Annotated in this window: 10 protein-coding genes; 5 read left to right on the top strand and 5 right to left on the bottom strand. The window is 74.7% G+C overall.

What is annotated here, in order from left to right; genetic code table 11:
- The first annotated feature begins 176 nt into the window (after window positions 1-176).
- Window positions 177-4,736 (top strand): ATP-dependent helicase, encoded by a 4,560-nt coding sequence (locus ACWEFJ_RS38545; RefSeq protein WP_449716826.1) that lies wholly within the window; start codon window positions 177-179, stop codon window positions 4,734-4,736.
- A 44-nt stretch (window positions 4,737-4,780) separates the two neighbouring features.
- Here ACWEFJ_RS38545 and ACWEFJ_RS38540 read toward each other — a convergent pair whose 3' ends face one another.
- Together ACWEFJ_RS38540 and ACWEFJ_RS38535 are read right to left on the bottom strand one after the other, a co-directional pair.
- Window positions 4,781-5,776 (bottom strand): 1-aminocyclopropane-1-carboxylate deaminase, encoded by a 996-nt coding sequence (locus tag ACWEFJ_RS38540; protein ID WP_378090718.1) that lies wholly within the window; start codon window positions 5,774-5,776, stop codon window positions 4,781-4,783.
- A gap of 1 nt (window position 5,777) precedes the next feature.
- Window positions 5,778-6,401, bottom strand: coding sequence for a GntR family transcriptional regulator (locus tag ACWEFJ_RS38535; RefSeq protein ID WP_378090717.1), 624 nt, complete (start codon window positions 6,399-6,401; stop codon window positions 5,778-5,780).
- 329 nt (window positions 6,402-6,730) lie between these two features.
- On the opposite strand from ACWEFJ_RS38535, the gene ACWEFJ_RS38530 reads away from it, so the two are divergent.
- Window positions 6,731-7,630, top strand: coding sequence for an RNA polymerase sigma-70 factor (locus ACWEFJ_RS38530; protein WP_378090716.1), 900 nt, complete (start codon window positions 6,731-6,733; stop codon window positions 7,628-7,630).
- Between the two features lie 3 nt (window positions 7,631-7,633).
- Here ACWEFJ_RS38530 and ACWEFJ_RS38525 read toward each other — a convergent pair whose 3' ends face one another.
- Entirely contained in the window at window positions 7,634-8,344 is a 711-nt protein-coding gene (locus ACWEFJ_RS38525; RefSeq protein WP_378090715.1) for a VOC family protein, read from the bottom strand.
- A 23-nt stretch (window positions 8,345-8,367) separates the two neighbouring features.
- Here ACWEFJ_RS38525 and ACWEFJ_RS38520 point away from each other — a divergent pair, with 23 nt between their 5' ends.
- Window positions 8,368-9,942, top strand: a complete 1,575-nt coding sequence (locus ACWEFJ_RS38520; protein ID WP_449716825.1) for an alkaline phosphatase D family protein — start codon at window positions 8,368-8,370, stop codon at window positions 9,940-9,942.
- 184 nt (window positions 9,943-10,126) lie between these two features.
- Here the strand turns inward: ACWEFJ_RS38520 and ACWEFJ_RS38515 are convergent, their stop codons facing one another.
- Both ACWEFJ_RS38515 and ACWEFJ_RS38510 read right to left on the bottom strand, forming a co-directional pair.
- Window positions 10,127-10,891, bottom strand: coding sequence for a maleylpyruvate isomerase family mycothiol-dependent enzyme (locus ACWEFJ_RS38515; protein ID WP_378090712.1), 765 nt, complete (start codon window positions 10,889-10,891; stop codon window positions 10,127-10,129).
- A 2-nt stretch (window positions 10,892-10,893) separates the two neighbouring features.
- Window positions 10,894-11,301, bottom strand: coding sequence for an SAV_6107 family HEPN domain-containing protein (locus ACWEFJ_RS38510; protein ID WP_378090711.1), 408 nt, complete (start codon window positions 11,299-11,301; stop codon window positions 10,894-10,896).
- 182 nt (window positions 11,302-11,483) lie between these two features.
- On the opposite strand from ACWEFJ_RS38510, the gene ACWEFJ_RS38505 reads away from it, so the two are divergent.
- Together ACWEFJ_RS38505 and ACWEFJ_RS38500 are read left to right on the top strand one after the other, a co-directional pair.
- Window positions 11,484-11,984 carry a YbaK/EbsC family protein gene (locus ACWEFJ_RS38505; RefSeq protein ID WP_378090710.1) on the top strand — a complete coding sequence of 167 codons (501 nt, stop codon included), beginning with the start codon at window positions 11,484-11,486 and terminating at the stop codon, window positions 11,982-11,984.
- Entirely contained in the window at window positions 11,981-12,550 is a 570-nt protein-coding gene (locus ACWEFJ_RS38500; protein ID WP_378090709.1) for a GNAT family N-acetyltransferase, read from the top strand. The genes ACWEFJ_RS38505 and ACWEFJ_RS38500 overlap by 4 nt, the downstream gene beginning before the upstream one ends.
- Window positions 12,551-13,036 lie beyond the last annotated feature (486 nt).

Below are 13,036 nucleotides of genomic sequence, written 5' to 3'. Positions count from 1 at the left end.
TTCAACGCCGCCGGGTCGTCTTCGACGGCGTCGGGCGACCCGGTCCCCGGCGATCACGCTTTTCGATCGCCGGGGATCAGGGCGCGAACGACCGACTTCCGGGCGACCTCGCCCGCGACGCCGGAGGCGGCGCAATCCAACACTGCAATCCAACACTGTCGGTGGGGTGGTTCAGTATGGACGGCGTGGACGTCCTGGACCGCTTCTCCCCCGCCACCCGGCAGTGGTTCGCCGGGGCCTTCGCCGCGCCCACGGCGGCGCAGGCGGGGGCGTGGGAGGCGGCGGCCGCGGGGGAGCACGCGCTGGTCATCGCGCCGACCGGGTCCGGCAAGACGTTGGCCGCGTTCCTCTGGGCGCTGGACCGGCTGGCCTCGACGCCGAAGCCCGCCGAGCCGAAGCGGCGGTGCCGGGTGCTGTACGTGTCGCCGCTGAAGGCGCTGGCGGTGGACGTGGAGCGCAACCTGAGGGCTCCGCTGGCGGGCATCCGGCAGGCGTCGCACCGGCTGTCGCTGCCCGAACCGGACATCGCGGTCGGCATGCGCACCGGCGACACGCCGGCGGACGTGCGGCGGGCGTTCGCCCGGACGCCGCCGGACGTGCTGGTCACCACGCCCGAGTCGCTGTTCCTGGTGCTCACGTCGGCCGCGCGCGAGTCGCTGCGCGGCGTCGAGACGGTGATCGTCGACGAGGTGCACGCGGTGGCGGGCACCAAGCGGGGCGCGCACCTGGCGCTGTCGCTGGAACGGCTGGACGCGCTGCTGGAGCGGCCCGCGCAGCGGATCGGGCTGTCCGCCACGGTCCGGCCGGTCGAGGAGGTGGGCGCGTTCCTGGCCGGCGGCCGGCCGGTGCGGGTCGTGCAGCCGGCGTCCGCCAAGACGATCGAGGTGCGGGTCGAGGTCCCGGTCGAGGACATGTCGGTGCTGGGCGAGCCGACCGGCGAGGTGTCGGGCTCGGCGGCGGGGGCGGAGCAGCGGGCGTCGATCTGGCCGTCGGTGGAGCAGCGGGTGCTGGAGCTGGTCCGGCAGCACCGGTCGACCATCGTGTTCGCCAACTCGCGGCGGCTGGCCGAACGGCTCACCGCGCGGCTCAACGAGCTGGCGGAGGAGGTGGAGCCGGCGCCGGTCGGCGCGTTCCCCGCCGAGGCCCCCGGCCAGTCCGGCGTCACCACCCAGCGCACGGCCGCGATCGCCCGCGCGCACCACGGCTCCATGTCGCGCGAGCAGCGCGTGGTGGTCGAGGAGGAGCTGAAGTCGGGGCGGCTGCCGTGCGTGGTGGCGACGTCGTCGCTGGAGCTGGGCATCGACATGGGCGCGGTCGACCTGGTGGTGCAGGTGGAGGCCCCGCCGACGGTGGCATCGGGCCTGCAGCGCGTGGGCCGGGCCGGGCACCAGGTGGGGGCGGTGTCGCGCGGGGTGATGTTCCCCAAGTTCCGGGGCGACCTGGTGTCGTGCGCGGTGGTGGCGGAGCGGATGCGGGACGGCGCGATCGAGGCCGTGCGGTACCCGCGCAACCCGCTGGACGTGCTGGCGCAGCACGTCGTGGCGATGGTGGCGATGGAGACGTGGACGGTCGAGGCGCTGTCCGGGCTGGTGCGCCGCGCCGCGCCGTTCGCCGCGCTGCCGGAGTCGGCCCTCCAGGCGGTGCTCGACATGCTCGCGGGCCGCTACCCGAGCGAGGAGTTCGGCGAGCTGCGGCCCCGCATCACGTGGGACCGGATCACCGGCGAGCTGCGCGGCCGGCCCGGCGCGCAGCGGCTGGCGGTGACGTCGGGCGGCACGATCCCCGACCGGGGCCTGTTCGCGGTGATGACGCCGCCGTCCGAGCGCGGCCCCGGCTCCCGGGTCGGCGAGCTGGACGAGGAGATGGTCTACGAGTCGCGGGTGGGCGACACGTTCCTGCTGGGCACGTCGTCGTGGCGGGTCGAGGACATCACCCACGACCGGGTGATCGTGGTGCCCGCGCCGGGCCAGCCCGCGCGGATGCCGTTCTGGAAGGGCGATGCGCCGGGCCGCCCGCTGGAGCTGGGGCGGGCGCTGGGGAAGTTCCTGCGCGAGGTGTCCACCATGGAGGAGGAGGCGGCGTCGGAGCGCGCCGCGTCGGCCGGGCTGGACGCGTGGGCCACGTCGAACCTGCTGGCCTACCTGGGCGAGCAGCGCGAGGCGACGCGGCACGTGCCCAACGACCGGGTCGTGCTGGTGGAGCGGTTCCGCGACGAGCTGGGCGACTGGCGGCTGGTGGTGCACTCGCCGTTCGGGGCGCAGGTCAACGCGCCGTGGGCGTTGGCGATCGCGGCCCGGCTGCGGGAGCGGCGCGGCATCGAGGTGCAGGCGGCGCACTCCGACGACGGGATCGTGATCCGGCTGCCCGACGCGGTCGACCTGGACGGCGCGCAGGTCGTGGCGGGGGCGGACGACGTGCTGCTCGACCCGGAGGAGGTCGAGCAGGTCGTGGTGGCCGAGGTGGGCGGCTCGGCGCTGTTCGCGGCGCGGTTCCGGGAGTGCGCGGCGCGGTCGCTGCTGCTGCCCCGGCGCGACCCGCGCAAGCGCACACCGCTGTGGCAGCAGCGGCAGCGGGCGGCGCAACTGCTGTCGGTGGCGGCGAAGTACGAGAGCTTCCCGGTCGTGCTGGAAGCGATGCGGGAAGTCCTCCAGGACGTGTACGACGTGCCGGGCCTGCGCGAGCTGATGACCGACGTCCGGGCCCGGCGGGTGCGCGTGGTGGAGGTGGAGACGCCGTCGCCGTCGCCGTTCGCGCGCAGCCTGCTGTTCGGGTACGTCGGGATGTTCCTGTACGAGGTGGACGCGCCGCTGGCCGAGCGGCGGGCGGCGGCGTTGTCGCTGGACTCGGCGCTGCTGGCCGAGCTGCTGGGCTCGGAGGCGATCCGGGAGCTGCTCGACCCGGAGGTGGTCGCGGAGGTCGAGCGGAACCTGCAGCGGCTCGCGCCCGACCGGCACGCGCGGGACGCGGAGGGCGCGGCGGACCTGCTGCGGTTCCTCGGCGACCTGTCCGAGGAGGAGGCGCTGGCGCGGGGCGCGCGGCCGGAGTGGCTGGCGGACCTGGTGGCGCAGCGGCGGGCGATCCGGGTGCGCATCGCGGGCGAGGACCGGGTGATCGGGATCGAGGACGCGGGCCGGGTGCGCGACGCGTTGGGCGTGGCGCTGCCGGTGGGCGTGCCGGAGGTGTTCACCGAGCCGGTGGCCGACCCGCTGGGCGACCTGCTGTCGCGGTACGCGCGCACGCACGGCCCGTTCCCGGCGGTGGAGGCGGCGGAGCGGTTCGGGCTGGGCGTGGCCGTGGTGACCGGGGTGCTGGAGCGGATGGCGGCCACCGGGCGGCTGGTGCGCGGCGAACTCCGGCCCGGGGGCACGCACACCGAGTACTGCGACGCCGAGGTGCTGCGGCGGTTGCGGCGGGCGTCGCTGGCCCGGCTGCGCGCCGAGGTCGAGCCGGTGGAGCCCGCCGCGCTGGGCCGGTTCCTGCCCGCGTGGCACGGGGTGGGGCGGCGGCTGCGGGGCGCGCCGACGGTGGACGACGTGTACTCGGTGGTCGAGCAGCTGGCGGGCGCGCCGCTGCCCGCGAGCGCGGTGGAGTCGCTGGTGCTGCCCGCGCGGCTGCCCGGCTACAGCCCCGCGTTGCTGGACGAGCTGACCGCGTCCGGCGAGGTGACGTGGACCGGGTGCGGCTCGCTGGCGGGCGGCGACGGGTGGATCGCGCTCGCGCCGACGGACGTGGCGGACCTGCTGCTGCCGGACCTGGTGCCGGAGGCGATGCCGGACTCGTCCCTGCACACGGCCGTGGTGGAGGCGCTGGGCGGCGGGGCGTTGTTCTTCCGGCAGGTGGTGGACCGGGTGTCGATGCAGGGCCCGACGACGGACGGCGAGGTCGTCGGCGCGCTCTGGGACCTGGTGTGGGCCGGCGTGGTCACCAACGACACGCTCGCGCCGTTGCGGGCGCTGGTCGCCGGCGGCGGCACGGCGCACAAGCCGCGGCGGGCCGCGCCGCGCGGCCGGTACGCCCGGATGCGGGCGGGTCGGCCGGACATGCCGAGCCGCACCGGACCGCCGACGGTGGCGGGCCGGTGGTCGCTCGCCGTGGTGCCCGCGGTGGACGCGACGCGGCGGGCGCACGCGCGGGCCGAGGCGTTCCTGGAGCGGCACGGCGTGCTGACGCGCGGCGCGTTGGACACCGAACGGGTGACCGGCGGGTTCAGCGGGGTGTACCGGGTGCTGCGGGCGATGGAGGAGTCCGGGCAGGTCGTGCGCGGGTACGTGGTCGAAGGGCTCGGCGCGGCGCAGTTCGCGGCGCGGGGCGCGGTGGACCGGCTGCGCGCGTCGTCCCGGCCGCCGGGGCAGGACCACGTGGGCACGCCGGAGGCGGTGGTGCTGGCGGCGGCCGACCCGGCGCAGCCCTACGGCGCGGCGTTGGCGTGGCCGGAGCCGACGGGCGAGGGCAGGCACCGGCCGGGCCGCAAGTCCGGTGCCCTGGTGGTGCTGGTGGACGGGCTCGCCACGCTCTACGTGGAGCGGGGCGGTCGGTCGCTGCTGTCGTTCACCGAGGAGGAGGAACCGCTGCGGGCGGCGGCCCAGGCCCTCGGTCGGGCGGTGCGCGACGGGTGGCTGGGGCAGCTCGCCGTGCAGCGGGCGGACGGCGAGGTCGCGCTGGGCTCCCGGCTGGCGGGCATCCTCCAGGACGCGGGCTTCCGCGCCACGCCCAAGGGCCTGCGACTGCGGGCCTGACGCCCCCGGGCCAGGTGACCGCGGGCGTGGCGCGGAAGCGGCGGTCAGCGGAACAGGGCGCTGTAGGCGTTGAGCGCGGGCTGGCCGCCGAGGTGGGCGTACAGGACCGTGGCGTCACGCGGGATCTCGCCGGTGCTGACCAGTTCCACCAGGCCGGCCAGGGACTTGCCCTCGTACACCGGGTCCGTGATCATGCCCTCCAGCCGTGCGCCGAGCTTCATGGCGTCCAGCGTGGACTCGCCCGGCACGCCGTAGATGCCCTCGTGGAACCGGTCGTCGAGCACGACGTCCTCGTCGGTCACCTCGACGCCCAGCAGACCCGCCGTGCTCTTGGCGATGCGGGTGATCTGGTCGCGGGTGTCGCACGGCTCGGCGGAGGCGTCGATGCCGATGACCCGGCGACCGCTGCCCGCGAACCCCGCCACCATGCCGGCCTGCGTGCTGCCGGTCACCGAGCACACCACGACCGTGTCGAACCGGACCCCCAGCTCGGCCTCCTGCCGCTCGACCTCGGCCGCCCACCCGGCGAACCCGAGCCCGCCCAGCGGGTGGTCGGACGCGCCCGCCGGGATGGCGTACGGCTTGCCGCCCGCCGCGCGCACGTCCTCGATCGCCCGCTCCCACGCGGGTTTCACGCCGATGCCGAAGCCCGCCTCCACCAGCCGCACGTCCGCGCCCATCAACCGGCTGAGCAGGATGTTGCCCACCCGGTCGTACACCGCGTCCGGCCAGTCCACCCAGCTCTCCTGCACCAGCACGCACTTCAGCCCGGCCCGCGCGGCCGCGGCGGCGACCTGGCGGGTGTGGTTGGACTGCACGCCGCCGATGGACACGAGCGTGTCGCAGCCGGTCGCCAGCGCGTCGGCCACCAGGTACTCCAGCTTGCGGGTCTTGTTGCCGCCGTAGGCCAGCCCGGAGTTGCAGTCCTCCCGCTTCGCCCACACCCGCGCGCCGCCGAGGTGCCTGGTGAGCCGTTCCAGCGGGTGCACCGGCGACGGCCCGAAGGTCAACGGGAAACGCGCGAAATCGTCCAGCGCCATGTCAGTTCTCCTCATCCGGGAACAGGTCGGCCAACGTCGCCCAGTTCCGTTCGACCAGCCGGGCGGCGAGGTCGGCGTCGGCCGCGGCGAAGGCGGTGATGATCTCGTCGTGCATGGCCACCGAGTGGCGGCCGGTGGGCGCGGCGAACCGCAGCCGTTCGAGGCGGCGCACGAGCGGGGTGTAGCGCTCGATGGTGGCGCGCACGGCGAAGTTCCCGCTGCCCCGCACGGCCACCGCGTGGAACTCGTCGTCGGCGGCGAGCGCGGCGGGCACGTCGCCGTCGGCCAGGGCGTGCGCGAACGCCGTGTTCGCGGTGCGCATCGCGGCCAGGTCCGCCTCCACCAGCCGGGGCGCGGCGAGCCGGGCGGCGAGCGCGTGCATGCTCTGGACGACGACGTGCGCGTCCCGCACCGCCGCCGTGTCCAGCGGCGTGACGCGCGTGTAGCTGTGCGGCTTGCTCTCGACCAGGCCCTCGTCGGTCAGCCGGGCCAACGCCTCGCGCACCGGCGTCCGGGACAGGCCCAGCCGTTCGGCCAGCTCCACGTCCTTGATCGGCGCGCCGGGAGCCAGGTCGCCGCCCAGGATCGCCTCGCGGATCGCGGTGAGCGCCTGGTCGCGGTACAAGGCCCGACTAATATATTGCATACCGGCGGACTGTAGCCGTCGCTCGGGGAATGCACCAGGTGCGACGGGCAGCACACGGCGGCGACTTCTCCGGTCGATCCGGTCCGCGCGGCCGTCCGGATCGAGCAGCGGCGCGCGACCACGTCACCGGCCGATCCGGAACCGCGCGGCGACCGCCGAGTCGAGCAGCGGCGCGCGTGGCCACGTCACCGGCCGGTCGAGCCGGCGATCGCCGGGCCGAGCGGGCGTGACCTGTCTCACGCCTGTCACACCAGCGGGTCGAGTGGTGTCTCCTGGGCGTCTGCGACGAGCGAGCGAGGGAGACACCCATGAGGCCGGGCACGAGCGGTGACGTGGCGACCGAGGCGTTCGTCGCCCACCGGAACCTGCTCTTCACCGTCGCGTACGAAATGCTCGGCTCCGCGACCGACGCCGAGGACGTCCTCCAGGAGACCTGGCTGCGGTGGGTCGAGGTGGACCTGGCGCAGGTGCGCGACCAGCGCGCCTACCTGGTCCGGATCACCACCCGGCAGGCGCTCAACCGGCTGCGCGCGCTCAAGCGCCGCAAGGAGTCCTACGTCGGCCCGTGGCTGCCCGAACCCGTCCTCACCGCGCCGGACGTGGCGCAGGACGTCGAACTCGCCGAGAGCGTCTCGATGGCGCTCATGCTCGTGCTCGAAACGCTGTCCCCGACCGAGCGCGTCGTGTTCGTGCTGCGCGAGGCGTTCGACGTGGGCTACGACGAGATCGCGGCCGCGGTGGACAAGAGCCCCGCGGCGGTCCGGCAGATCGCGCACCGCGCCCGCCGGCACGTCGACGCCCGCCGACCCCGCGCGGCGGTGCCGGCGAGCGAGACGCGGGAGGCGCTGGCGGCGCTGCGGCGCGCGTTCGAGACCGGCGACCTGCACAGCCTGCTCGACGTGCTCGCGCCGGACGTCGTCATGGTGAGCGACGGCGGCGGGGTCAAGCACGCCGCGCTGCGGCCGGTCACCGGCGCGGACAAGGTCGTCCGCATGCTCGTCGGCGGGCTCGGCCGGGCCGGCGTCGTGCTGACCTGCGAGCCGACCGCGGTCAACGGCAACCCGGCGCTCGTCGTGCGCCTGGACGGGGAGATGGACGGCATCATGGCGGTCCGCGTCGAGGACGGCCGGGTCACCGGCCTGTACTACGTCCGCAACCCGGAGAAGCTGACCCGCGTCGGCACCGAGACCGCGCTCACCCTCCGCTGACGGTCAGCGGGGCGTCAGCACGCAGAACTCGTTGCCCTCGGGGTCGGCCAGCACCACCCACGGCACGTCGCGCTGCCCCACGTCCGCGCGCACCGCGCCCCACGCCTCCAGCCGGGCCACCTCGGTGCGCAGGTCGCCGTCGGCGGGCGGCGCGAGGTCGAGGTGGACGCGGTTCTTCACCGCCTTCGGCTCGGGCACCCGCACGAACTCCAGCGACGGCCCGACCGGCCGGGGCAGCGACGCGAAGTCGTCGCCCTCCCGCGCCACCGGCAGCCCGGTCGGCCCGGTCCAGAACGCCGCCTGCGCCCGCGGGTCCCGCGCGTCCACCACGACCGCCGCGACGGGGCCGTTGTCGTCGTACTCGTCGCGCTGCTCCAGCACGCAGAACTCGTTGCCCTCCGGGTCGGCCAGCACCACCCACGGCACGTCGCCCTGCCCGATGTCGACCGGCTTCGCGCCCAGCTCCACCGCCCGCGCCACGATCGCCGCCTGGTCCTCCGGCGAGGCGGACGCGAGGTCGAGGTGCACCCGGTTCTTCACCACCTTCGGGTCCGGCACCGGCACGAACACCAGGTCCAACCCGTCGGCGAGCGCCACGTCGACCGCGTGCTCGTCCTCGCGGGTGACCGGTCCGCCCAGCAACGTCGCGTAGAACCGGGCCAGCCCGGCGGGATCGGCCGAGTCGACCACGACGGCGCACCACCTGGTTGTCATGGTCCGAAGGTAACGTCTGCGCAATGGCGGAGCTGGTTCTTGGTCCGGTGCTGCGGCACGTCGACCGCACCTCGGCGACGGTGTGGGTCGAGACCGATGCCGCGTGCGAGGTCACCGTCGCGGGCCACCACGCGACGACGTTCCAGGTGGGCGAGCAGCACTTCGCCCTGGTCGTGGTCGAAGGGCTGGAGCCCGGCACGACCACCGACTACGACGTGCGGTTGGACGGCGACGTGGTGTGGCCGCGGCCGGGCTCCCCGTTCCCGCCGCCGTGCATCCGCACCACGCCGGTGCGGCGGCTGCTGTTCGGGTCGTGCCGCGCCGCCAAGGGCGAGGGCACGCCGGACAAGCTGGGGCCGGACGCGCTGGACGCGTACGCGTTGCGGATGAAGGACGAGCCGCGCGACCGGTGGCCGGAGGCGCTGGTGCTGCTCGGCGACCAGGTCTACGCCGACGAGCCGACGCCGAAGATCACCCGGTGGCTGGCCGAGCGCAGACCGGAGCCGGCGGGCGAGGTCGTGTCGTTCCGCGAGTACGCCGAGCTGTACCACGAGTCGTGGGCCGATCCCGAGATCCGCTGGCTGATGTCCGTCGTGCCGACGTCGATGATCTTCGACGACCACGACATCCGGGACGACTGGAACACCTCGCGGACGTGGCGCGAGCAGATGGCGGCCAAGCGCTGGTGGCCCGAGCGCATCCGGGCCGGGCTCGCGTCGTACTGGGTCTACCAGCACCTGGGCAACCTCAGCCCGGACGAGCTGGCGGCCGACGAGCTGTACGCGAAGGTGCGCTCGACCGGCGGCGACGTGCAGTCGCTGCTGGAGGACTTCGCCGAGCGGGCGGACCGCGAGGTGGACGGCGGCAAGTCCACCCGGTGGAGCTACCGGCGCGACTTCGGCCGGGTGCGGCTGCTGGTGATCGACACGCGCAGCGGGCGCATCCTGTCCGGGCCGGAGCGGCTCATGGTCGGCGACCGCGAGTTCGACTGGATCGAGGAGAACGCCCACGGCGACTTCGACCACCTGCTGGTCGGCTCGTCGCTGCCGTGGCTGATGCCGCACGCGTTGAGCCACTTCCAGTCGTTGAACGAGCGGATGGCGGGCCTGCCCGGGTGGCGCGGCCGGGTCGGCGAGAAGGTGCGGCAGGTCGCCGACCTGGAGCACTGGCCCGCGTTCCGGGCGTCGTTCGAGCGGCTGGCCCGGCTGCTGGAGCGGATCTCGCGGTCCGACGACGCGCCCGGCACGGTGTGCGTGCTGTCCGGGGACGTGCACCACAGCTACGCGGCGCGCGCGTCGTTCGCCTCGTCGGTGGACGCGAAGGTGTACCAGCTCGTGTGCTCGCCGGTGCACAACGACCCGCCGTGGGTGTTCCGGCCCGCGTTCCGGCTGTCGTGGTCGCGGCCGATCGCGCGGGTGCTGCGCTGGTGGGCGGACCGGCGGGGCATCTCGCCGGACCCGGTGGGGTGGCACAAGCTCAACGGGCCGCACTTCGGCAACTCGGTGGGCGTGCTGGAGATCGACGGCCGACAGGCCCGCTTCCGGTTGGAGACGGCCAAGGCGGACGGGCTGGCCGAGGTCGCCTCGCTGGCGCTCTGAGCCGCGCCCGGGAACGCGCGGGCCACCGAGGTCCGAACGGGCAGCCGTGGCCGGAACCCGTGGTCGGGGCCACCGCGGTCGGAACCCGTGGTCGGGGGGCGAGCGCCGTGGCGTCCCGGCGGCCGGACGAGTGCCGCCGGGTGCGCCGCCGCCGCGCAGTCGGGTGCACGACGGCGGCGCACGTCTACTTGGTGGCGAGCCGCAGCAACGCCCAGAGCTGGGCGATCGCGTCGTGGTCGCCGGTGGTCGGCGGCAGGTCGCGGTCCGGGATGCGGCCCCAGAGCCAGCGGTAGACCTGCATCGGCGTCCCGGTCACGCCGCCGTTCGCCGTCGCCGCCTCCTCCTCGGTGACCAGCCGCGCCACCGCGGGCTCCGGCCCGGTCGTGGCGAGCCACACCCGGTCGCCCGCCCGGATCGACACCGTGCCCTCCCGCGTGCCGCGCACGCCGAGCAGGTCCAGCCGGTGCCCGAGCCACAGCGTCAGGACCTCGTCCACGCCGTCCTGCGCCACGTCGTCGTCCACGGGGTCGATCGGCAGCCCGGCCGCCGCCTGCACGTCCATCCGGTGCACGGTGGACTCGTGCGCCAGCCGGCGGGCCCAGAAGCGGTGGTTGCGCTCGGCCGGCCACCACGTCTCGCACGGGTCGTCCGGGCCGTGCGCCCGCAACGCCCCCAGCAGCGGCGGCACGCCCTCGCGCACGTACTCCGGCAGCCCCTGCCCCCGCTCCGGGTCCTGCTGCCACACCAGGGGTTGGCTGCCTTCCCTCAGCCACGTCGACACCATCCGGTAAGTGCTGCCCACGTGCCGCGCCGTCTCGCCCAGGTTCAACCCCGGGCACGCGGGCACCTGGCGTTCCGGGCGCTGCCCCTCGACCGACGCCGCCAGGCGCTCGGCTTCGGCCTCCACCACGTCGATCAGGCGGTCGTAGGCGACCAGTCCCCTGCTCACAGTCAGTCCTCGTACATGATCTCGTCGACCAGCTCGGTGAACTGCGCCGCTTGGCGCACCAGGTCGTCGGCTGCGCGCCGGGTGACCTGCCTGGTGATGCCCGCCAGCACGGCCGCGCGCGTCGCCGAGCACTCGGCGAAGAACGCGGCCCACTCGCGCAGCTCCGGCGCGAGGGAGGACAGCAGGACCCACACGCTGGTCGGCTTGGCCCGGCCCCGGTGGGGTCGGCCGCGCGCCGCCAGCACGGCCGCCGCGGCCCGCATCGCGGCCAGGTAGGCCGTGGCGAAGCGGGTGGGCGGCGAGGGGTCCCGTTCGGCCTCGACGAGGCACTCGCGGGCCTGGCCGAGCAGGGTCACCGCCGACGCCGGTGGTAGCGGGAGGGGAATGCGGCGGGGGAAGGTCTGAGTCATCTCGCGGCCTCCTCGCGGCGTCGGGACAGCGACGACCGCCGCGGGGAGACGGCGGCACTTGGTGGTGGGGCGCTTCCCCCGCCCCACCACCAAGGCATTGCTCGAACAGACGTTCGAGCCAGACCAGCCTATCCTGCCGGCCCGGCAGTCCTCAACCCGACCGCCCGTGGTCTCATGAACGGGTGAGCGCACTCGACCACCCCGGCATCCGCAAGGTGGCCGCCGCCCTGTCCGAGGCGGGCCACCACGACGCGGCGAACGGGATCCGCGTGTTGGCCGACGCCGTCCGCACCGCCGCCGCGGCGGCCGAGGCCGTGGGCGTGGAGGTCGGCGCGATCGCCAACAGCCTGGTCTTCGCCGCGGTCCGCGACGGCGTCGCCACACCCCTGCTCGTGCTCACCTCCGGGGCGCACCGGGCCGACACGGACAAGCTCGCCGCGCTGGCCGGCGCCGACTCGATCGAACGGGCCACGCCCGCGTTCGTGCGCGAGCACACCGGCCAGGTCATCGGCGGCGTCTCCCCGGTGGGGCACCCCGCGCCCATCCCGACGATCGTGGACGTGGCGCTGGAGCGGTACGACGTGGTCTGGGCCGCCGCCGGGCACCCGCACGCGGTCTACCCGACGACCTACGCGGGCCTGCTCTCCCTGACCGGTGGCACGCCCGCCGAGGTCGCCCGGTGACCGCCGCGCCGTCGCAGCGGATCGTCACGATGTCCGCGCCCGAGCTGAGCGCGCGCCTGGACGAGGCGCTGGCGCTCTACGTGAGCGCGATGGACTACCCGCCCGGCACGGCCGAGCAGCGCGCGCCGATGTGGTTGGCGCACATGCTGCGCGACGGGTGGCGGTGCGTGGTCGCGCTCGGCGAGCAGGACGAGCTGATCGGCATCGGCTACGGCTACCGCGGCTCGGTCGGCCAGTGGTGGCACGAGCAGGTGCGGCACGGCCTGACGATGGTGTCCGGGCCGAAGGCGGTCGAGGAGTGGATGCGCGACTACTTCGAGCTGACCGAGCTGCACGTCCTGCCCCGTGCGCAGGGACGCGGGGTCGGCGAGCTGCTGCTGCGCAACCTCCTGGAGGGCGTGCCCAGCGCGCGGGTGCTGCTGTCCACGCCCGAAGGGCCGAGCAAGGCGTGGCGGCTGTACCGGCGGATGGGGTTCGTGGACGTGCTGCGGCACTACCAGTTCACCGGCGACCCCCGCCCGTTCGCCGTCCTGGGCCGCACGCTGCCGGTCGACTGGACGTCGTAGATCGACTGACCGTCGTAGATCGGCTGAATGCCCGCCGATCGAATGCCGTCAGCGGGTCGCGCGGGTCGAGCCCTCAAGCTCACAAGCGTGAAAAGCGTCCTCGCCGGACGGGCAGATCAGCAGGATGGACACCCCCGCCCGGATCCCCCTGTTGGGTCGTGGGTCCGGGTTTCGTGTCATCCCACCGACCTCCCGAAGGGCTACCACACGTGTCAAGGGGGCGACATCAGCGCACGAACGGGCAAGACGTGCACAGCGCCCCCTTGACACGTGCGGTAGGGCTGCGCCAGGTCGGCGGGATGACACGAAGCCCTCCCTTTGCGGAGAAAGGCCCGCACGCACCGCATAACAGGCCCGGCGAGCCGTTCATCGTGCGAGGGCTCTTTCCCCACAAAGGAGGGGGCCGTGTCATCCCGCCGACCTGGCAACGCCCAACCGCGCGTGTCAAGGGGGCACCGACGGTGCCCACAGCCACGATGGGCCGGA

This window comes from Actinosynnema sp. NPDC004786, assembly GCF_053601135.1.
The sequence above is the reverse complement of the archived record's forward strand: the minus strand, read 5'-3'. Positions and strand labels throughout refer to the sequence as shown.